Raw genomic sequence first — 20,660 nt, 5'->3', positions numbered from 1 at the left:
CTCTTCAGAAAGAGGGAAGAAGGTCGTCGTCGTCGCGGGTGACGGCGTGGGCTCGGCGTACGGCGCTGGATGCGTTTGCGGCCTGCTGCATCTGGCTGCGGTCAGCTGCGACGTCGGACTCATCATCAAGCAGCCGCTCCTCGAAGACGCGAGCCTCGCTCACAGCAGGTGCGGCTTCGTCGAACAACGCCAGTTGCTGCTTGAGACCGCCCTCCTCGCCTCCAGCCTGCATGAGCTCGCGATAAGGCAGCGTCGCCAGGCGAAGGTCGGTGGTGCGCACCTCGCCGCGCCAATCGTCAGTGCGGGCCGGCGGCCGGTCGGCATATTCGTCATCCGCCAAGGATGGCGGCTTGCGCAGGCGGTTGACGAAGTTTGCGTCCTCATAATGCCGGAGCTTGATCGCCCGGACCGGTGCAAGGCCCGAAACCAAAACGATGGCCTGGTCGGGCGGCAGCTGCATCACTTCGCCTGGCGTCAGCAAAGGACGCGCGGTCTCCTGGCGGCTGACCATGACATGGCCGAGCCAGGGAGCCAGCCGATGACCGGCATAGTTGCGCTGTGCACGTAGTTCGGTTGCGGTCCCAAGGGCGTCCGAAATGCGTTTGGCGGTGCGCTCGTCGTTGGCGGCAAAGGCAATACGGACGTGACAATTGTCCAGGATCGCGTTGTTTTCGCCGTAGGCCTTTGCGATCTGGTTGAGCGATTGCGCAATCAGATAGGCGCGGATGCCATAGCCGGCCATGAACGCGAGAGCGCTTTCGAAGAAGTCGAGCCGGCCAAGTGCCGGAAACTCATCCAGCATCATCAGGAGCTGGCGGTGCGTGGGGCCACCGGCCTTGGTATTCAGCGTCTCGGTCAGTCGGCGGCCGATCTGATTGAGGATCAGCCTGATTAGCGGTTTGGTGCGGCTGATGTCCGAAGGCGGAACGACCAGATAAAGCGTGACCGGCTTGTCGGCACTCACGAGATCCGCGATGCGCCAGTCGCAATTCTCCGTGTTTCGGCTGACGACGGGATCGCGATATAGTCCGAGAAAGCTCACGGCGGTCGAGAGAACGCCGGAGCGCTCGTTCTCGGACTTGTTCAGAAGCTCTCGTGCGGTCGCGGCGACGACGGGGTGTACTTTCGGCTCCGCCTCGGTGCCGAGGTGATTGGTTGCCAGCATGATCCTGAGCGTCTTTTCGAAGGACTGCGCGGGGTCGGCCAGGATCTCGGTGACGCGGGTGAGCGTCTTCGTCTCTTCTGCATAAAGGACGTGCAGAATGACGCCGACCAGCAGCGAATGACTGGTCTTTTCCCAATGGGTACGGCGTTCGAGCGCGCCTTCAGGGTCGACCAGGATGTCAGCGATGTTCTGGACGTCGCGGACTTCGGCCGCTCCTTTGCGCACCTCAAGCAGCGGATTGTAGCGGGCGCTCCGCGAATCCGTGGGATTGAACAACAGGCAATGCGAGAACGTCGATCGCCAGCCGGAGGTCAGTTCCCAGTTTTCGCCCTTGATGTCGTGCACCACCGCCGACGACGTCCACGAGAGCAATGTGGGCAAGACCAGTCCGACGCCCTTGCCCGACCGCGTTGGCGCAAAGCACATGACGTGCTCCGGGCCGTCGTGGCGCAGATAGTTGTTTTCAAGACGGCCTAAGAAAACGCCCTTCGACGCGAACAAGCCGGCCGCCTTGATCTCCTTCGCCATCGCCCACCGAGCCGAACCGTAAGTCGTCACCATCTGGCTTTGGCGCGCGCGCCACACCGAATTGACGATCGCAAACAGCGCGCCCGCGATGCCACCGGTGGCGGCGATGGCTCCGCCCTCCTCGAATATCTCGGGCGCATAGGCCTCGTAGGCGAACCACCACTCGAACAATCGCCAAGGCAGATAGACGCGATAGCCGACGATCAGGAACCAGGGCTCGCCCAGCCGCTGCTGATAGCCGAGAGCTGCAGCGGTCCATTGCGTCGCGCCCCACGTCGACACCACAACGATGCTGAACACGACGGCGATCTGACCGACATAGATTTTTGCTGGAAACATCTTCCGCCCCACTCACTCGCTACTTGCGAGCGCGATGAAAAGCGGGAGCAGCCCGAGCATTCAACCGGAATAAAAATCGCGGTCGGCAACGAGATCCGTGTCGGTCAAACTCATCAATGCGAGATCGACGATGCGCCAGTTTCAGCGTGGTCGAGGAAGCGGCTCAATAGAAGGTGAACGGCCTGACTAAACTGGATCAATCCTCCGGCTCGAATGATTGCTCAGCTCACCGACATCGCGAGCAAGGAAGCGATGCGAATCGAATGATCTCGTTAGCGCGTCTATTTTCGATTTTGCGGCATCAACCGAGAATCCGAAGACGGGCCGGTTATACTCATTCCGCGAAACGAGTATAATTTCGCGCGAGAGATCGGCCCTTCAGCTATCTCGTCGTCGCGCCATGCCGTCTCATTGACGCACCTTGGCAAAGCAATCGTCGCAAAGGACGTTCACGCGCAGCGGATTTGCGAGGCCGAACGTGTCGGGGCGGGTCGTTAACGAAATCGCAACCATGCCCGGGGCGCCAACGAGATGCGGGGAATAGCCCCTCTATTCTCCGCAGAAAATGCGGCAAATCCCCTTGCGGATGCGGGGAATAGCCGCCATATTCTCCGCAAGGAGTGCGGAGAATGACAACCTACATCCACCAATTGCCCAATTGGCCCCACTTTTCCTGGGATTCCGACGCTTTGGCGAAGCAGCTCGCAGCCGTCCGGCTCAAGCAGGGCCAGCTCATCGGCCGGATGCAGACCCTTGGGTTCCCCCAGCAGGAAGAGGCTGTCCTGACCACGCTGACCGAAGAGGTCCTCAAGTCCAGCGAGATCGAGGGAGAGAAACTCGACAAGGAGGCGGTGCGCTCGTCGCTGGCGCGTCGGCTTGGCATGGACGCGGGCAGCTTGCCCTCGGCAGACCGCAATGTCGAAGGCGTTGTCGAGATGATGCTCGACGCCACTCAGAAATTCAAAGCCGAGCTCACCGCGGAGAGGCTGTTCGGGTGGCAAGCCTCACTCTTCCCAACGGGCCGCAGCAACCTGAAGAAGATCACGGTGGGAGCCTGGCGGGATGCATCGGCGGGGCCGATGCAGGTCGTCTCGGGCGATTATGGTCGTGAGCGCGTCCACTACGAGGCCCCGACCGCCGAAAAGCTCGATGTTGAAATGACCGCGTTTCTGAAGTGGTACAACACCGAGGAGAAGATCGATCCGATCATCAAGGCCGCGATCGCGCATCTGTGGTTCGTGACCATCCATCCCTTCGAGGATGGCAATGGACGCATCGCGCGCGCCATCGCCGACATGTCCCTTGCCCGCTCTGAAGGAATTCCGCAGCGCTTCTACAGCATGTCCGCCCAGATACGCAGCGAGCGGAAGACCTACTACGACATGCTGGAGAGCACCCAGAAGGACGACCTCGACGTCACACTGTGGCTTGAGTGGTTTCTGGGCTGCCTCGATCGCGCCTTCAGCGGAGCTGAGACCATTCTGGCGGCCGTGCTTGAAAAGGCGGATTTCTGGAAGCGGCATGCCACTGCGCAGATTAACGATCGGCAACGAGATATGCTGAACCGACTACTTGATGGTTTCGAGGGCAAGCTGACATCAAGCAAATGGGCCACGATTGAGAAATGCTCGCCCGACACCGCCTTGCGTGACATTCAGGGTCTCGTCAACCAAGGCATACTCACCAGGGACGAGGGTGGTGGGAGAAGCACAAGTTACTCCCTCGCATCGCTCTGAAGATCTGCACCAAGTTCTGTAAGGCGATCGGGCTCAATCTACCACTGCCTCAAGCGGACATTGCCGCGTCTGAGCTCGAAGTCCGCAAGCGGCCCTTCTGAGACGCGCGGTGCTGGCGGATGGTCCGCTTTGCGCCAACAGCTGCCCTCCCCGTGGAGTGGGCCCCTGGGGCCGGACAGGGTCAGGCGGCTGATTTGACCCTCTGCCGGGCGTGCTGATCCTCAAATTGTTGCGGGCTGAGATAGCCGAGAGCGGAGTGCAATCGGCGTCTATTGTAAACCTCGTCGATGAAGCGGGGAAGGTTCTCGATGACCTCCTCGAACGTTTCGTACGCCATCGGATAGACCGCCTCGACCTTCATGGTTTTCATGAAGCTCTCCGCCTTGGCGTTGTCGTACGGATTGCCGCGCCGCCCCATCGAGCCGACGAGCGCGTGCGCCGCCAGTGCGTCGCGATAGCGCGCGGAGGCGTATTGCGAGCCCCGATCCGAATGATGCACGCATCCAGCCGGCGGCCGTCGTCGCTCGACCGCGGCCGTGAGGGCGGCAATCGTCAGCCGCGCGTCGATCGAGCGGCTGATCGCATAGCCGACCACCCGGCGCGACCACGCGTCGAGAATGACAGCGACATAGACGAAGCCGACGGCGATCGCGACGTAGGTGATGTCGGCGACCCACAGTTGGTCGGGCCCGTCAACGGTCATGTCCTTCGCTCGATTGGGAAAGATCGGCTGGTCGTGATCGCTGTCGGTCGTCGCGACATGGTGGCGGCGGGTCCTCGGCTGTAGACCGTGCTCGCGCATGAGGCGCTTGATTCTTTTGTGGTTGACGATCATCCCCCGCTGCCGCAGCGCCGCGCGCACGCGCCGCCAGCCGTAGCATTCGAACTCGTCGCAAATCGCGGCGATCGCTTGGACGATCGCGGTGTCATCGGTCGTCGTCGGCGTGGCCTCGTAATAGGTCGAGCGGGCAATCCCCATCAGCCGGCATCCTTCCGCGATGGAGAGCCCGGCGGGCCGGCAATCACGGATGTAGGCGCGCTTTTCGGCCGCGGTGCGCTGTTCAGAGCCCCCTTTAGAAGCTCCAGCTCCAGCGCCTGCTTGCCGACCAGTCGTTCGAGGGCAGCTATCCGCGCCTCGTACTGCCCGACCAGGTCGGCTGCGACGGCGTCCTCATCGAGGGCGCCGGCCTCGAACTTCTGGACCCAAATGCGGACCAGAGTGCGCGACAGATCGTAGCGCTTCGCCAGACCGTGCAGGGTCTCGCCGGCGAGAAACTCTTGTGCGACCTGGCGCTTGAACTCGATGCTGTGAATGCGGTGCTTGGCCATGGGCTTTCGTCCTTCGAAAGCCCGGCATAGTGGTCAAATCTTAAATTCAACCCTGTCCGGCCCCAGGGGCCCACTCCACCGTGAAGTCGCAGTTTGCCCCTGAACCGACATGCAGCTGCGCCGGGGCGGCTACAATAAGCTGGCGCATGGTGGTAAACTTTGTCCTGCCGGTCCGGAACAGATAGCGCAAAATCCGTAGGGGGCCGCTATGCAGCAAATTGCAGACTGGCTCGAAAAGCTCGGCATGTCCGAGTACGCCCAGCGTTTTGCTGAAAATCGGATTGATTTCTCAATCCTGTGCGAACTGACCGATCAGGACCTGAAAGAACTCGGTGTCGTCCTCGGTGATCGCCGAAAAATGTTACGCGCGATCGCCGATATCAACGCTGTCGAGAAGAACGCACCAGCCGCGCCCGCTGAGGCAACTGCAGCGTTGCGTCGCACACCCGTCACGTCAGAGGCAATCCCAACCGCAACACTACCGCCGGCCTGGGCCGCGGCCCAGATCGGCGGCGAGCGCCGCTACCTTACGGTGATGTTCTGCGATCTCGTAGGTTCGACGGGCATTTCAGCGCAGCTCGACGCTGAAGAATGGCGCGACCTGGTCGGAGCGTATCTCGATGCCGCCTGCGCAGCCGTGACCGAGATGGGCGGCCATGTCGCCAAGAAGTTAGGCGACGGGCTCATGGTGCTGTTCGGCTATCCGGTGGCGCAGGAGAACGACGCCGAACGCGCGGCGCGGGCCGCACTCTCGATCCAACGGGCGCTCGCCGAGGTGAACCGCAAGAATGCTGATGCTGGCAAGCCAGCGCTTAACGCGCGCGTCGGGATAGAAACCGGACCGGTCGTGGTCGATGCGGCGGGCGAGATTTACGGTGACGTGCCAAACATCGCCGCGCGGGTGCAGGCGCTCGCAGAGCCGGGCACGGTTGCGATGACGGCGCGGGTGCAGCATCAGGTCGCCGGTCTGTTCGTCGTCGAGGAACGCGGCAGCCATGAACTTAAGGGCGTGCCAGAGCCAGTGACGCTATACCGTCTTATACGGGCGAGCGGTGGCGGGCGCCGCGGGGGACAACGCCATCTCACGCCGCTGGTGGGCCGCGAGGAAGAGATCGCGATGTTGATGCGGCGCTGGGAACGGGCGCAGCAAGGCAACGGGCAGTTGGTGATGATTGTGGGCGAGCCGGGATTAGGAAAATCGCGGCTGATCGAGGAATTCCATCCCCGGCTGCGCGAGGTGCCGCACACTTGGGTCGAATGGAGTTGCTCGCAGCTTCTGCAAAATTCGCCGCTGCACCCGATCGCCGATTGGGGCCGCCAGCGCTTCGGCGGTGCCGACATACCTGCCGAGCAGCGTCTCGCAGATCTGGAGAATACGCTGGCACTGGTCAAGCTCGACCCGGCGGCGAATGCTCCCTTACTCGCGCCACTATTGGACATTCCCTTACCGCAGGACCGTGCAGCGACTTTAGACCCCGAAGTGTTGCGGCGCCGACAGCTGACAGCGCTCACCAATTGGGTAATGGCCGGCGCGCGAACTCAGCCGGCGGTGCTGGCGCTTGAGGATTTACATTGGGCCGATCCGACCACGCTCGATTTGCTTCGCGGCATTGCCGAACGCGGCGCGCTGGCGCCTTTGTTCGTACTCATCACTGCCCGGCCGGAATTCCGGCCGCCTTGGGGCGTCCGCTCGCATCACAGCGCAATCTCCCTGGCTCCGCTGGATCGCTCGCAGGTGTGCCAGATGGTCGGCGAGCTTGCCGCTCGCTACGCCTTGCCTAAGGAAGTGGTTGACGGCGTGACCGAGCGAACCGGCGGCGTACCGCTCTTTGTTGAGGAAGTGACGCGGCTTTTGCTGGAGCGCGGCGCGCATGGTGGCATGGAGGCAATCCCGCCGACGTTGCAGCAATCGCTCATGGCGCGGCTCGACCGGCTCGGCCGGGCGCGCGAGGTTGCACAGATGGGCGCCGTGATCGGGCGCGGATTCTCCTACGGCCTATTGCGTGATGTGACAGGGACGGAAGATGCGCCGCTGCAGGCGGCGCTCGAAAAGCTCGCCGAAGCCGACATCGTATTGGTCCAGGGAATACCACCGGACTCCGACTACCGCTTCAAGCACGCCCTCATTCAGGACGCGGCCCACGAGAATCTTTTGAAGAGCCGGCGCCAGGCGCTGCACCAGCGCGTAGCGGAAATCTTGCGCGACCGCTTCGCCGACACGGCGGCGGCCGAGCCAAGGTCATCGCGCATCATTTCACTGAGGCCGGCCTCGACGACCTCGCGATCGAATGGTGGGGAAAGGCGGGCGACCGGGCGCTTCGTCGTTCGGCTTTCCAGGAGGCGATCGCCCATCTCGGCAAGGCGATTGAAATGGCGGACAGCGCGACCGAGGCGCAAGCTGGGAAAGCCAAGACCGAATCCGCACAGCGGCCGCGAATGACGCAGCTGCGCGTGGCCTATGGCAACGCGCTCATCGCGGCGCGCGGCTATGGAGCGCGGGAAACGACGGAGACCTTCGCAAGGATCCGCGAGTCAGAATCCGGCGAAGGATATACGCCCGCGCGCCTGGCGGCCGACTACGGCCTCTGGGTCGGCAGCTACGTGCGCGGCGAACTGCCCGCGATGAAAGCGCACGCGGCGGCCTTCCTCCGCGACGTCGCGGCAAGACCCGATTCGCCTGAGGCTGGCGTCGCGCATCGCGTCGTCGGGAACACCCACTGGTTCGCTGGGGAGTATGTCGAAGCGCGCGATCATCTAGAACGCGCGCTCGCGTTGTTCCGGCCCGGGCGAGACGACGATCTGGCCTTTCGCTTTGGACACGACGTGGGCGTCGCGGACATGCTCTTCCTCGCGATTGCATTGTGGCCGCTGGGCGAAATCGAACGCGCGGTTTCCCTCGTTGGCAGCGCGCAGGTGCGGATCGGGGGCCTCGCACATGTCCAGACGCGCGCGCTTGGGAGAGTGCTCGCAGCCATGTTCGATCTGATTCGCGGCGACCTTTCGAAGCTCGCCTCGAACGCCTCTGAGCTTGCGCGCGTCGCGCGCGAGTATGATCTCGACTTTTGGCGCCCGTTCGGCGTGTTTCTTGAGGGTTTGGCGACCGCTGCGAGCGGCGAGATTGGCAGTGGACTCGACGGCATGCGTCGCGGCGTCGACATGTTGCGCGAACAGAATGTTCTGTTCTTCGACGGACTCTTCAAAATCGCGCTGGCTGAGGCCGAGTTTCGCGCAGGCGATCTCGACCGTGCTGTCGCGATCCTCGACGAAGCGTTGGCGACCTGCGACCGCAGCGGGTATCGCGCGTTCGAAGCGGATCTGCATCGCGCGCGCGGCGAAATGCTGCTAAGACGCGACCCCGCCAACCGAGCACCCGCCGAGGAAGCGTTTGTCCTCGCCATCGCCATCGCGAGGGAGCAGAAAGCGCGAAGCTTCGAGCTGCGTGCCGCTCTGGCGCTGGCAAAGCTTTACGGGTCGGCCGGACGTCCTGCCGACGCCGACGCCGTGCTCGCCCCGGCGCTCGAAGGCCTCGTGCCGACGTCGGAGTTTCCCGAGATTGCGGAAGCGCAAACGCTTCTCGCCGCGCTCGCCTAGTAAACCGCGCAACCTGGCGACTTCCGAGTTTGGCCCTTCTGAGACATGCGGTTCTGGCGGAAAGTCCGCTTTGCGCCAGAAGCTGCCTTCCCCGCGAAGTCAGCTTATCGCCCTGAGAGGTTTCCCCACCCTAGATCGACGTCCGCTTTTTGGCTGCGATTCCGGCATTCCCTAGCGTCCAATCCCGCGTTTGACGCCGATCGACCATGATATGCCCTCCCCGCCAACGCGGCCCGCGACCATCTGTCCACGCGCTCGTTCGAGAACTGGCCGCCAAGGCACCAGTGCGAAGTCATGGGACCGCTCGATCAGGGCGAAGCGGCCACTGTTCAAGGTCAGCATGCGCCGATAGACGCCCGTGAGACTGTCGCCGGCTTTGACGTCGAGGTGCTCAAGTCCCGTTCGCGCCGAAATCTCCGCAGCCGCCCGGCTCAGTTCACGAGCCTCAAGCGTTCGCACCAAGTCCCGTGCAAAACGCACCTGACCATCCTGCTCGCGCGCCAGCCCCTGCTCGATCAACCATTGCCGTCTCGCTCGCATTGCCGTCTCGACATCGGCCCCCATTCCGCTTGGCCCAAGCACCTCGGGCGTCTTGGCGACAAGCTGACGATCAAGCCAGGTCGCGCCCATAGCCTGCGGGAGATCCTCGAGCCTCTGCCACGACAGCACTGCAATCCGGACTGGATTGCGCAAGCGCTGGCGGCTCTCATACTGAAGCGCACGATCAAGATGATCCTCGCCGACCGACCAGCTCCCGTCGCTGAGCCTATTCACCATGCCCTCCTGGCGCATCGCTTCCAGGCGCCGCACATGGCTTGCGACATACTCGTTTGATGCTTGCGGGTCGAATTGGCGATGAAGGTGGTCGCTGTAGCGACCGTCGTAGGTGGCGGCGATCTTGGCGATGGTTCGATCGATCTGGCGCGGTTCCGCCGCGCGAGAGCTAAGCTCAATAATCGTGTTCCGGACCGGCGGCTCATCCTGGCCCGAGAGGCTGCCGATCTCGGCGTAGTACGTCCGCCCGTCGATGCCATCCACGACGACATAGCGGCGTTCTCTCAATTCATCCGAAAACCCCTCACCGACGACACGACCGACCAGCCGCTGGCTGCTCTGATCCGGATCGAAGATCGTGTAGGTGCCAGCGGCTCGCGACAGGCCGGCCGCAGTAATCTCTCGGTGCATGGTCTTGATGATGTCGCCCCGCTCGCCCATGCGCCTGAGCTTTGCCTCCAGCCCAGCATCGATCCGCCAATGGCCGGGATCGGCTTCTTCCGCGAGCCCCATCTGCTCGAGGGTTCGCAGCCGTCCCATTCGTGCGGAGTGCCAGACCGGATCTCTTGCCGGCGTCGCGCTCAGTTCCAGAACGCCATTCGGCGCGTCGCGCAGGATGGCCCGGTCGAGGCGAGTGAACCGCTCGGCCGTGACCTCCTGCTGAAGCTTGCGCGAGACCTCGATCTCGGTCTCCGGACCGAGCTCCCGGGTGATCAGCTCCGCGGCCCTCGCCCGCAAGCCGTGGGCGATATAGTCGCGGGCAATCACGAGGTCATGTCCCTTGTCATCCTTTCCACGCAGAACGACGTGGGTGTGAGGATGGCCGGTGTTGAAATGATCAGCGGCGACCCAGTCGAGCCTGGTGCCGAGATCGCTTTCCATCTGCCGCATCAGATCGCGGATGAACGGCTTAAGGTCGGAGAGCTCCGCGCTGTCCTCCGGCGCCACGATGAAGCGGAATTGGCGGCGATCGCCGGCGCTCCGTTCCGTGAAGGTTTTGCCGTCCGCACGATCGCTGCTTGCGTCGTAGAGTTCGCCGCGCTCGCCCTCCCGTGTAACGCCGTCGCGCTGGACGTAGCGCAGATGCGCCTGGATGGCGCCCGGATCGCCGGCCTTGATGCGCACGATGCGAGCCTTGATCACGACACGGCGCTGGCCCTTGCCTCGCCCTCGTCCGGCCAGCACCGCGCCTTGCGCGTGCCCGCGGCCGATCCGGCCACCGGAGAAGCTCGATGCGCGACGCGCACCGGTGCCGACCTTCTCTGCCGCCTGGCGTACGCGCCGAAGATAGCTCCGCACTCGCCTGGCTTTGCGATTACCGATCCGCCCAAGCCTGACCTCGAATTCGTCATCGTCGATGCCGGGCATGACGCAAATCCCCGTTGCAAGACGGCGGATATGTGAACCCAGCGCTCGGCTGCCAAGCCGCAGACGCAATCAATGAGCGCGATCGTTGCCTTAGAACTCACTTGGCGCCATCGCCGCCAGCGCTGTCGCCAACACTTGGATGTGCAGACAATGTGTTAGGCGCTCCGTAGCGCCGGTGCTTTTATCTTGCCCTCCCCACTCGCCCACTCGCCCTCTCGCCCTCCCCCCCTACACGACTCCCGCCAGTCCCGCCGCCTGAGCACAATCCGGCCCCTCTTGAAACGCCCAAGATTGGACAAGCAGCAGCGGCAACAGTGGTCTATTGTATCGATATGGCTCGGTCCGCAATTGCGATGCGATGGAGATAAAGAGGTGACGCAGTCTTCCCGAAACGGAGCGGATGCCGAGCTGCTCGCCGAAGCCTTGGCCGTGCTTGGTGAGTTGGTCTCACGCGCGCAAGTCCCCCCACTCAAGAGAAAAGCGTCTTTTAAAGGGCCAGCCCCTGCGCGAGCTGTTGCGAGCTCAAATGTTCTGATCACCAATGTCGCGATTCGGCGGGGGCGTCGTGGAGGCTCTCATCAGTCCTGTCATGGAAGACTTGCCTGCCAGCGTTACCCGCACTGCTGCCGATCAAGGCTCGACCCGATCGCAAATACGACGGGCGCGCGCCATGCGTGCCCGTCGTCGTCAATCGTTCACATATCCGGATTCCAGGTCCAAAGAGGCCGCGCCACGCCCAGAATATCGCAGCGAAGAACCGGCCCGAAATACCGGGAATCGAACGAATCTGGATGCGGCTGCAGCAGGAAATATTCTCCCTCGACGAGCCTCATGCAGCCTTCCCAGGACGGCAGCGGCGCCCCTCTTCTGTCTTTCTCCAGCACCTCGGCCACAACCTTGCCGTTGATGGCGATGGCGCCGATCGGCTCCTTGGCGCGGCAGACTTCGTCGCCGCCGACGGCTTCGACCCGCTTCAGAAGCGGCACTGGAGCCGGCAGGATTCCGTGCGCGACAATCAAAAGCTCGACCGCGGCGGTCGGCCTGTAGACGGCGAGTTCGCCGCGCCCCGGCAGCCGCTGATCCAGGTAGTAGAAGCCGAGCCGCACGCTGCCCGATGCATTGTAGATCAGGAGCGGTACTGCGGGCGCAGACGACATCAGAAGCGTGATGATGCCGGCGCACATGGCCGAAAGCGTGGTGGCCTGGCGCCACAGTCTTGCTTGATCAATCCTCATCGGACGTCGACCTCCGCTTGTTGGCCTTCGACCATTCCACGAGGTCTTCGATGTGGTAGCGGACGTAGCGCCCGTGCTTGCGGTATTCAGGGCCTCGTCCGTGGACCCTCATTTTCTCGAGCGTGTTCTTGGTGAGCCTGAGCCAGGCGGCGGCCTCCACCGTGTTGAGGAACGGCTTATCCGGTTCCTTGTCGTCGCTTTTCGTCGTCATCCAACTTTCCTTCCCGCACTTCGTACAACCGAAAGATGCAAGAAGAAGCGTCGTCAGATTGGAGGGGTTTGAGGAGTGGCGAAGATGACGGCTGTTGTTTCGCCATGCGGCGGGAGCCAAGTTCGTCAAGCAAGCGAACGGGGAAACTGATCAGCCGAGCAGCTCGCAATAGCCGCCTTTCATCAACTCGGTTCCCTTGGCGACCAGCCGTCGCGTGCGATCCTTCAAGAATTGACTAGGACCCTGCCATTCCTCGGCAACTTTTTTCTCTCCGAAGATGGTGATTGCGATCTGGCGATAGGTCTTTCCGCTCAGGCTCTCCTCGAGCGCGATCAGCGCGTGATGGAGGCGCTCCTCGTACGCCGTCTTTTGAATCTCTCTAATGTCCGGCTCGGTGAAGCGCTGCAAGCGTTTCAGGAGCTCGGTTTGTGCGCCAAGAGCGGAGAGATCGTTCAGCTCAAAGCCAGGTGCAAAGGGCGCGGTCAGCACCTGAAGGCCGTGGATTTCGACAGCGACCTGAGTGCCCCTGCCCTTCATCAGCACCCGCGCGATGCCATCGACGCCGATGACCGCCCGCCGATCGGCCTTGAAGTCGGTGAGCCGGTACACGCGTTCGTCTTCATCTCCGCTCGGCCTTTTTGCGTTCACCCGCACGGCGCGTTTCAGCGCATTTGCATGCCAGAACACCGGCGCCTGGTCGGGACGGAGCGCAGGGTCGGCGAAGGCATGAAGCCCCCATTTTTCGGCATGAGGAAAACGCCGTGGCAAACGCAAAAGCTGAGTCCCATCGTTCAAGCGAATGCATGGCAAATGCCTCGGCAGGGACCGCCGCCAGTCGGCGACGTAGTCTTTGTTCAGACGCAAGAACTCCCATGCCCAGTCGCCGCCATCGTATCCGGCGACGTCGCGCAAGACGGCGCGATCGTCGGAGCCGCGACACGACGCTGTGACTGGATGATTCAAGAGGTGCCCCGCCTCGACGTTTTGCTGGTTCGGATCGTTTCGACCAAAATGGAGCAAGAGAGCGGCCCCCGCAAGCGGCGCTTGCGAGGGCCGAACGGCATCAATCCGCCGGATTCCAGATCAGGGCGAACACGCTGTCGTCGTCCTGGCCGGCGGCGCGGCCGAGATTGGCGTAGAGCTTGCGCGGGCCGAACTCGGGCGCTGCGAGCGACAGGCTCACATAGTCCTTGCCGCTGTTCTCGCCGCGGCGGATCCAGCCTGCGCCGATCTCGACGCTCTGGGTGAAGACACGGAAGTCGGGATGAGTCTCGGCGCTCTTGTCGCGGTTCGGGATGATATCGATGTCCGCCCGGATCGAGACGGTCTTGAGCTGGCCCTTGTAGCTACCGTTGTCGTTCTTGGTGACGTATCCGATCGCAGTCATGGTCTTGTCCTCTTTGGTTGTTCGCGAGGAGCCGATCCCCTCGCGATGGCGAGACCGTGATGGGAAGCGAAACGCCTTCGAACCCGCGGGTCTTCCGCGGGGCGGAGCGAATGCGGAGCACCTGAGCCGACGGCTTTTTTTGAAAGCGTCAGCGGCCGCGAGGAGCCGGACCTTTTCGTCCGGCGGGGAAAAAAGCTGGCGGCGAGGGTTTTGGCAGGCGGAGCGCTTCCCATAGGTCTCTTCGCCACGCGCAGGGAGATCGGACCCGCCAACGAACAAAGAGGAAAAGACCCGGCCGATCGGCCGGCAGAAGATGCGACGGCAGCTACAAGGGCCAGCTTAAGACCATATCGAGCCGGCCCAGAGATTGCCGGATCGATTGAGACGAGAACACCGGAATCCATCCCGTCTCGCAGCTTCACTCAGGGCGTCGAGATCGGCGCAGGCTGGATTTATTGCGGCGAGAGCGGCGGCAAGGACGATGTGAGCCTGTCGCTTGGCAAGCGCCCACGTTCGAGCCTCGCAAGCTCTATGCCCTTCTCGGTTTGACGCAGGCATTGTGACGCCTTTGCGAGTGTGCCCGCCCAGGAAGCCAGTTGAACGGTGCCGATCGGCCTCTCGCGAGCACCGCTTGCGGGGGCGTTCTCGTGCGCGAGTTGCTACGTACGAGCCGCGCGAGAAACGACTCGAACGCTCGAGCCGAGAGCGAGCTGAACGCCTCGAATGTCAATCTTGCAATTCGGTGTTACACTTTGTCGATTTCTCAAGGTCCGCGTTTTGATTGGTTCATCTTTCCAAGGATTGACGGAGGTCTCATGGCCAAGAAGGCGAAGAAAGCAAAGAAGGCGACCAAGGCGAAAAAGACCGCCACGAAGAAAGCCAAGAAAAAGAAGTAGGTTTTCTCGCTGACCGGTCTCGCTCCCGCCTGAACCGCGATGCTGCAGCAGGCTTCGCGTGAAGTCGAGCAGGTCGCGCTGGTGAGAGTGGAGAATCTAGATGGTTAAGCCGGACTGCGGGCGCGCTGGCGCCATGTGGTCCGGCTTTTCATTTTATGGCTGGTCGGATGTAGGAGCGCTGCAGATGCAAGCTTGCCGCGAGCCTGATCGACTGATCGCGCCGATCCGTCAGTTAAGCCCGCTCACGACGGCAGGCAGGAGCCTCGACAGCAGCACTGCGGTGGACGTCAGCGCCGACAGACAGACGGCAGCTTGAGCGAGACAAATGCGTCGTAGCTTCACCGAATGCGGTTCGGGAAATCCCCTGAACGGGTTTACCATCGTTGGCTCCATGATGCGGGGCGGCATTGGCCTGGAGCCGAGCTATAGGATGAGTCGCGGCCGCGCCGGCCGGCTAAATTTGCGGCCCCCCAGATTGACTCGGGGGCGACTCGGCACGCGCAAAATTCGGGCGCGAAGGCAGCCTTCGCGCCCGAATCGAGCCGCCTAAGCTCAGGTAAACAAAGCGTTAACGGCCTCCGCCGTGCGGGCAATTTCGAAGGCCTTGTTGGGGTCGTAATGCCCTGGCGGAAAAGCCATGTAGCGCGGCACGAAGCCCTCCACGCGCTCCCTTCCCTCGCCGTTCAGGCAGTCTCGGATGATCTTCTTCTGCACCTTGCCTGTTTCGGCAACATTGCCGTCGGCCGTCGATTGCCCTGCGAGTTCGGCGAGGAGCGCATTGATCGCGGCGCGGTCCTTCAAGAGGTCAAGGAAGGTGTCGTCCAGTTTCCACCACCGCGCGACGTTGGGCTTGATCACGATGCCCACCGCCTCGGTCAGCGTAGATCCTGCGGCAAGCGTTTCGGCCATCGCGAGCGCAACGACCCTGAGCACGGCCTCGTCGGAAAGCGCAAGCAGCCGGGCGAACAGGCTTGCGCCCGTATGCGCATCGCCGTTGCCCCGAGTGAGCGTGCCGTAATAGCTCTTCTCCATCTGGAGCAAGTCGAGCACCGCGCCACGCTCGGCCGCCAGCACCGCCTGCGCGGAACTGGCCGCAAGGCTTTCCGCGGTCGTTTCCTTGTCGGCGCGCTGCGGATCGGGCTTGACGCTCCAGAGCGTCGAGCCAGCGATCATGTGGGCCGCTGCTAGACGCAGCGCGATGCCCGGATGGGCGAGCAGCTCGGCTCGGACGATGGCATGCCGGTGCAGGGCAAGATGGTTCTCAGCCGCCTTGGTCAGTTCGGCTCTTGCGGCAGGCGCCCCGCGCTCTCCGTCGCCTTCCCGACCGTATTCATTCGAGACGTGCCCATTCTCATAGGCCCGGTAGCCTTGGTGGACTTCGATCTCGCCATTGGTTCGGACCTCGATGAAGGCTTCGCCCCCTTCCTCCAACTCGGCCTCGTCATATTGCCATGCCGGGAAGCGCGTTCCCCTGTCGAGCACGATGACCGTCCACCCTTGTCCCGCCAGTTCGTCCCGCAAGCTCGCAATGGCGGCGTTCTGCAAGGCCCAGAAGGCATCCACATCGGCAAAGTAGCTGACGTCGCCAAAGAGGTCGGCGATGATGTCGCCCTTGTAGGCATCGACCGAAAACCGCGCCACGCTGGTTGCGATCTGATCGGTTCCGAACAACCATTGCCGGAGGTCACGGCCTCTTGGCGCGCCCTCGTCGCTTATCGGGTCTTTACTTGCCGGGTTGTTCTCGGCCTGAAAGGCTGCGACCCATTCCTTTTGCTGGCGTCGCGTGGCGGTCGCGAGCAATTGCATATCCTCCGCCTCGATGTCGCCGTTGCGATAGGCATCCTTGATGGCGCTCTGGAGCGAGGCGAGCGCAAGGCGCTGTTTGACGTAGCGTTCGGTCTGCCCAAAGGTGCTTGCAATGTCGGCGACGTTGCGCCCCTGTTTCAGGAGCTTGGCGAATGCCTCGTACTCCTCTAGCTCGTCCATCGGAGCGCGCGCCACATTCTCGATCAGGGATGCTTCCATGGCATCCGCGTCGCTGTCGCCTGCCGCTACGGCACAGGGCAGCAACACTTCGCTGGTCGGCACGCCCTGCTCTTCGGCGACCCGGCTTGCGGCAAAGTAGCGCCGACGGCCCGCGACGATCTCGAAGGTCTCGCCGTGAGGCCGGACGAGCAACGGTTGCAGGACGCCTCGCGCGCGGATCGACGGCAGGATATCGGAGATGTCGGGGGCTTTGCGGCTGTGCCGGACGTTGACGGTTGCGATCTTGAGGTCGCTGAGGGCTATGTTGCGCAGTTCCATTTTGGCTTTCCTTTCACTTGCAAAGACGGGCTCGACTGGTTGCGTGCGGCCTCATCGAGAGCCCGATGTCGAGAGGCGGTGGGATGTTGGGAGGGGCGGCTGTGAGCGGCGACGCAATGGGTGGCCTTGGCCACCCTGCGACGGGACGAGGCGCGGCGGGCGTGGGCGCTGTTAACCTGCGGCCGTCACCTCGCCGGCGGACATTGCCGTCTGCCGGTCACTGAGCCGTTGCGGCCCGGCCTCCGATCCGGCGGCGGTGTCGCCGCCGAACGCAAGCAGGAAGTCGGCGGCCTTGCTGGCCTTGCTCGCGGCGCGGAAGATGGCGCGGCTATCCTCGCGAAGCACGTTCAGCCAAGATCCCAGATAGTCGGCGTGCCGGACTGTTGGTTTGATGGACAGGGCAGCGCAAACAAAGGCCGCTGACAGCTCGGCGACCAATTCTTCATTGGCGTAAAGCTTCGAGCCGAACGAACCTGACTGGTCGCGGTTCAAGCGGCGCGGATGGCCGGTCCAGTGCCCAAGCTCATGAAACAGCGTCCGATAATAGTTGATCTGCTCGAAGAAAGCCGGTTGCGGCGGGACGTGGACGGTATCGTCCGATGGGTTGTAGAAGGCCTCGATTCCACCGATACGGATATCGGCGAGCGTCGCGGTTGCGAGCGCTTCGGCTTGCGGCGCGATCTCGCGCTCGGGCAGCGGCGGGCGTGCCGCGATGCAGTGGTCTGGCAGGTTGTCGCATTGATCGACGTTGAAAACGGTATAGCGGCGGAGAAAGGGGACGGATGCCTCTTCCTTCGCTGGCCGGTCTTGACTGGCGCTGCTTGCAGCCGCTGGCTCGCGCTTGGGAATGAAGCGATCGGCATAGCAGACGGTGATGCCCTGTTCGCCCTTGCGCACGGTGCCGCCAAGGCTCGAGGCTTGACGGAAGGTAACCCACCGCTGGGAGGTGAAGCCGCATTCGAACAACCGGCCCCAAAGGATCAGGACGTTGATCCCGGAATAGGACTTGCCTGTTGCCGCGTTCCGCGGCAGCGCGAAGGCCTGATTGCCGCCCCCGCTCCCCCATGGCCGGGCCCATGGAAAGACGCCAGCCTCAAGCTCAGCGATGATCTGGGCTGTAATCTCCTCATAGAGACTTGCCTTCGGCTTGGTCGCAATGTTGTTCGTTGAACGTTTGGCCATGACGATCTCCGTTCGCTCCTCTTCCGCGCCCTGCCCCGGAAGGCGGGGTGGGCGGCGAAGAGCGACCGGACAGCCCCGAACGTCAGAGGCGGGACGCACCGGAACGGCCGGAGCGACAGCGGAGGACCGCGCTGCGCCAACAATCGTCATGGAAGTCTTTGAGAAAGCGCGGTTGCGGCCCGCCGGTTCGGGGCTATACGGGAGCGCCGCCCACCGCGCCTGCCGGGGGCAATAAAATGCGTCGGCCGCATGCGGCCGGCTCAATAAGAGGCTGCTTTTGGCGTCTTGGTATGCTCGTCGCCCTGGTCGAGTTCGCGGCCGTGGCCGCCAACACCAATTCAAGAGCACAGTGGTTCCGCCAGGGATCGAAGCCGAAGGCCGAGACCGTGAAGCGGGCTCGGTTCACGAGAGCCCGGCCCGTAAGCTCGGTCGCTTGCGGGGGTGCCACTACGAAAGCAAGTCTTGAACCCTGCGGCTGAGAGCCGGATCGCCGAGAGACACGGACCATTCCAGTAAGGCCTGCCGGATCGTGGTTGCGAGGATGCCGTAATGGGCGAGCCGGGTGAGAGCGAGAGGACGATCGGCTTCCCGACGTCCAAATGATAGATCCGAAAGCAACCGGATCTCGTAGCCGTGCGCTGCTCCTGCCAATGCGGCAATCAGCACCTCTTCCTCGAGAAATGCTCCGCCCAGGAAGATGATGCCAGTGTTAAGCTCCGTAAGCCGCGCAGCAAGCCGCGGATCTCGCCACGAGGACAAGGCGTCGACATCAAGATGTTCGATGCAGGCCGCAACTTGATTGGGAAGAAGGTCATGCTGATATTCGCCAACAGCGATTTGGCGGACGCCAAACAGCTCCCGACAAGCCGGCAGCAGAGCGACGGCTCCATCGTGGTCGGAGGCGGACGCCTGAGCGTCCACCTTGCCGCCCCGCGTCACGTTCAGGAGGATGACGCAGCTCTGGTGCGGATTAGCCAGCATGATACGACACTGCCCAGCAGAGGCGCGAGGAGATCAAGCAGCCTTGCCTTCCGAACCGGTCGCGACCAGAACTGGCCCGTCGACCTCGGCCTGTCGATACATGGCTCCAAGTGCCTGATCCGAGTCGTGAAGAAATCCCGCGAGCGCCTTGGTCTGCCCAATGGGCTGTGGCTCGGATAGTCGTTCCAAGGGCCAGCCAGCACGCCTCAGAATACGCTCCATTCGCGTGTCGGTAACGGTCACGATGGATCGCGCTCCCCTCGCGCGCATCGCCTCGAGCATCGCGGCAAACAGCACGAAAGTTGCGCGATTGAACCCGCTTCGACCAGATTCGGCAGCGCGCTCGGTGTCGACGCAAAATCGTGAGCTTTCCAGGATGCGCTCGTCTCTCGGCGCAGTGCGGCTACCCAGCAAATCCGCAAAGGTATCGGCAAGCATCGTCGGACCAAGCGTTGGTAAGAGCCTGACACAACCCAGAACCTCCTCCGCGTTTGAGACCGCGAGAAGATAGGTCGGGCTCAGGGCATCATAGATATCGATTTCCAGGTCGCCTGAGACCGATACGCTCCAGTCCAGCCGATCCTTGAAGACGCGACGGCGGAGGCGATACATCGATGTTAGAAAATCCAAATGGTGACCGAGTTGGGACGTTTGAAGTGCAATGGCGTGCATGCCGGCCTCCTCCAGGTTTCAGGAGGTCTTGAGAGCAGAAAACGATCCAGTGATCGCCTGTCAGATTTTTCAGGTGCAGCCTCTCCGGCTGGACCACATTGGATTACCTTGGCAGGCCAATGGCCATTCGCCTCGCCGGGCCCCCACCAGCGCATCCGCACATCAATTTCTTTTGGTCGTGGGGTAACGAAATCGACTAGCTCAGGAGGCCGCGGCGCAAGGCCACGGCAACACATTGCGCAATCGACGATGCGCCCAGTTTGCGGCGAGCGTTCTCGAGATGAAAAACAACTGTACGAGGCGCGATCGCGACAAGCACCGCAATGTCGGCAACCGTTTTTCCTTGCGCCGTCCAGGCAAGGCACTGGTGCTCCCGCTGGGTCAGTTCGCTTGCCGTAAACGGCTGTGCGGCCAACGCTGCATCGAGCCTGGCAACGACGTGAACATGGAAATATAGACCTACCTGGTGGACAACATCTTTCCACTCACTAACAAGGCGATCCGGATCACTCTCGCGCTCGCTGGTCGCCAAAGTGAAGGCGGCCACTCGCCCAAAGCCGCCCCTGATCGGCACCGTGATTCCTGATCGAATGCCGAATGTGCTCGCTTCATCGAAAAATTGACGCTGCTCCCGATTCCCTGCCGGCGCGCGAGCGACCCCTCCCCAACAGAAGGGGTCACGTTCGATCTTGGCACGAAGAATGACTGGGTCGAGCTGCTGATAACCGAGATCGAAGTAACGGCTGGTCCAGGATTTCGGATAGGAGGAGATTAGCAGGGAAGTGTCGCTTGCAAGGCGCAGATAAGCAAACCGCTGGAACCCAAGCTTCTGCGCTAAGCGCGCAGCAAGCCGTTCAAATGCGTTTGCATCGCCTGCCGTCTGGATTGCGTCGATAAACTCCTGGAATGTATTTTCGACTGGTATCATTCGCTTTCGACCGCCTTAGACGACCCCCTTCGCT

General features: G+C 62.6%; 18 protein-coding genes. 5 read left to right on the top strand and 13 right to left on the bottom strand.

Annotated elements, in window-relative coordinates:
• Nucleotides 1-4 precede the first annotated feature (4 nt).
• Nucleotides 5-2,032 carry a conjugal transfer protein TraG gene (locus tag AC629_RS13680; protein ID WP_084805268.1) on the bottom strand — a complete coding sequence of 676 codons (2,028 nt, stop codon included), beginning with the start codon at nucleotides 2,030-2,032 and terminating at the stop codon, nucleotides 5-7.
• 629 nt (nucleotides 2,033-2,661) lie between these two features.
• Here AC629_RS13680 and AC629_RS13675 point away from each other — a divergent pair.
• Nucleotides 2,662-3,768: a Fic family protein gene (locus AC629_RS13675; RefSeq protein WP_084805267.1), complete on the top strand. Its 1,107-nt coding sequence runs from the start codon at nucleotides 2,662-2,664 to the stop codon at nucleotides 3,766-3,768.
• A 181-nt stretch (nucleotides 3,769-3,949) separates the two neighbouring features.
• Here AC629_RS13675 and AC629_RS13670 read toward each other — a convergent pair whose 3' ends face one another.
• A complete protein-coding gene (locus AC629_RS13670) occupies nucleotides 3,950-4,768 on the bottom strand; it encodes an IS3 family transposase (RefSeq protein ID WP_245331854.1) in 819 nt (272 codons plus the stop codon).
• A complete protein-coding gene (locus AC629_RS13665) occupies nucleotides 4,747-5,097 on the bottom strand; it encodes a transposase (RefSeq protein ID WP_084805265.1) in 351 nt (116 codons plus the stop codon). Before AC629_RS13665 ends, AC629_RS13670 begins: the two co-directional genes overlap by 22 nt.
• A 208-nt stretch (nucleotides 5,098-5,305) precedes the next feature.
• Between AC629_RS13665 and AC629_RS13660 the strand changes: the two genes are divergently transcribed.
• Together AC629_RS13660 and AC629_RS13655 are read left to right on the top strand one after the other, a co-directional pair.
• On the top strand, nucleotides 5,306-7,537 hold the full coding sequence (locus AC629_RS13660) for an adenylate/guanylate cyclase domain-containing protein (RefSeq protein ID WP_084805264.1): 2,232 nt from the start codon (nucleotides 5,306-5,308) through the stop codon (nucleotides 7,535-7,537).
• Nucleotides 7,534-8,688, top strand: a complete 1,155-nt coding sequence (locus AC629_RS13655) for a hypothetical protein (RefSeq protein ID WP_168195473.1) — start codon at nucleotides 7,534-7,536, stop codon at nucleotides 8,686-8,688. Before AC629_RS13660 ends, AC629_RS13655 begins: the two co-directional genes overlap by 4 nt.
• A gap of 171 nt (nucleotides 8,689-8,859) precedes the next feature.
• On the opposite strand, the gene rlxS is transcribed toward AC629_RS13655, so the two are convergent.
• From rlxS to AC629_RS13630, 5 genes are all read right to left on the bottom strand, one after another.
• A complete protein-coding gene (gene rlxS, locus AC629_RS13650) occupies nucleotides 8,860-10,830 on the bottom strand; it encodes a relaxase/mobilization nuclease RlxS (protein ID WP_084805262.1) in 1,971 nt (656 codons plus the stop codon).
• Nucleotides 10,831-11,525: 695 nt separating this feature from the next.
• Nucleotides 11,526-12,065 carry a S26 family signal peptidase gene (locus AC629_RS13645; RefSeq protein ID WP_210419035.1) on the bottom strand — a complete coding sequence of 180 codons (540 nt, stop codon included), beginning with the start codon at nucleotides 12,063-12,065 and terminating at the stop codon, nucleotides 11,526-11,528.
• Nucleotides 12,055-12,276, bottom strand: a complete 222-nt coding sequence (locus AC629_RS13640; RefSeq protein WP_084805261.1) for a helix-turn-helix domain-containing protein — start codon at nucleotides 12,274-12,276, stop codon at nucleotides 12,055-12,057. The genes AC629_RS13645 and AC629_RS13640 overlap by 11 nt, the downstream gene beginning before the upstream one ends.
• Before the next feature lie 150 nt (nucleotides 12,277-12,426).
• Complete coding sequence (locus AC629_RS13635; RefSeq protein WP_143199110.1) at nucleotides 12,427-13,188, bottom strand: DNA -binding domain-containing protein; 762 nt, start codon at nucleotides 13,186-13,188, stop codon at nucleotides 12,427-12,429.
• A 151-nt stretch (nucleotides 13,189-13,339) separates the two neighbouring features.
• Entirely contained in the window at nucleotides 13,340-13,663 is a 324-nt protein-coding gene (locus AC629_RS13630; protein WP_084805259.1) for a DUF736 domain-containing protein, read from the bottom strand.
• Nucleotides 13,664-14,259: 596 nt separating this feature from the next.
• Between AC629_RS13630 and AC629_RS45250 the strand changes: the two genes are divergently transcribed.
• Both AC629_RS45250 and AC629_RS13625 read left to right on the top strand, forming a co-directional pair.
• Nucleotides 14,260-14,559, top strand: coding sequence for a hypothetical protein (locus tag AC629_RS45250; RefSeq protein ID WP_143199109.1), 300 nt, complete (start codon nucleotides 14,260-14,262; stop codon nucleotides 14,557-14,559).
• Between the two features lie 100 nt (nucleotides 14,560-14,659).
• Nucleotides 14,660-14,875 carry a hypothetical protein gene (locus AC629_RS13625; RefSeq protein ID WP_084805258.1) on the top strand — a complete coding sequence of 72 codons (216 nt, stop codon included), beginning with the start codon at nucleotides 14,660-14,662 and terminating at the stop codon, nucleotides 14,873-14,875.
• A 236-nt stretch (nucleotides 14,876-15,111) separates the two neighbouring features.
• On the opposite strand, the gene AC629_RS13620 is transcribed toward AC629_RS13625, so the two are convergent.
• From AC629_RS13620 to AC629_RS13600, 5 genes are all read right to left on the bottom strand, one after another.
• On the bottom strand, nucleotides 15,112-16,863 hold the full coding sequence (locus AC629_RS13620; RefSeq protein ID WP_084805257.1) for a ParB/RepB/Spo0J family partition protein: 1,752 nt from the start codon (nucleotides 16,861-16,863) through the stop codon (nucleotides 15,112-15,114).
• A 171-nt stretch (nucleotides 16,864-17,034) separates the two neighbouring features.
• Nucleotides 17,035-18,045, bottom strand: a complete 1,011-nt coding sequence (locus tag AC629_RS13615; protein WP_084805256.1) for an ArdC family protein — start codon at nucleotides 18,043-18,045, stop codon at nucleotides 17,035-17,037.
• A 447-nt stretch (nucleotides 18,046-18,492) separates the two neighbouring features.
• On the bottom strand, nucleotides 18,493-19,026 hold the full coding sequence (locus AC629_RS13610; RefSeq protein ID WP_084805255.1) for a cysteine hydrolase family protein: 534 nt from the start codon (nucleotides 19,024-19,026) through the stop codon (nucleotides 18,493-18,495).
• A 33-nt stretch (nucleotides 19,027-19,059) separates the two neighbouring features.
• On the bottom strand, nucleotides 19,060-19,698 hold the full coding sequence (locus tag AC629_RS13605; RefSeq protein ID WP_210419034.1) for an acyl-homoserine-lactone synthase: 639 nt from the start codon (nucleotides 19,696-19,698) through the stop codon (nucleotides 19,060-19,062).
• A 196-nt stretch (nucleotides 19,699-19,894) separates the two neighbouring features.
• Entirely contained in the window at nucleotides 19,895-20,626 is a 732-nt protein-coding gene (locus AC629_RS13600; RefSeq protein WP_084805253.1) for an autoinducer binding domain-containing protein, read from the bottom strand.
• Between the last annotated feature and the right edge of the window lie 34 nt (nucleotides 20,627-20,660).

The organism is Bradyrhizobium sp. NAS80.1 (assembly GCF_001908205.1).
GTDB lineage: Bacteria > Pseudomonadota > Alphaproteobacteria > Rhizobiales > Xanthobacteraceae > Bradyrhizobium.
Note: the sequence above shows the minus strand (reverse complement) of the source record. Positions and strands in the feature narration are given on the sequence as shown.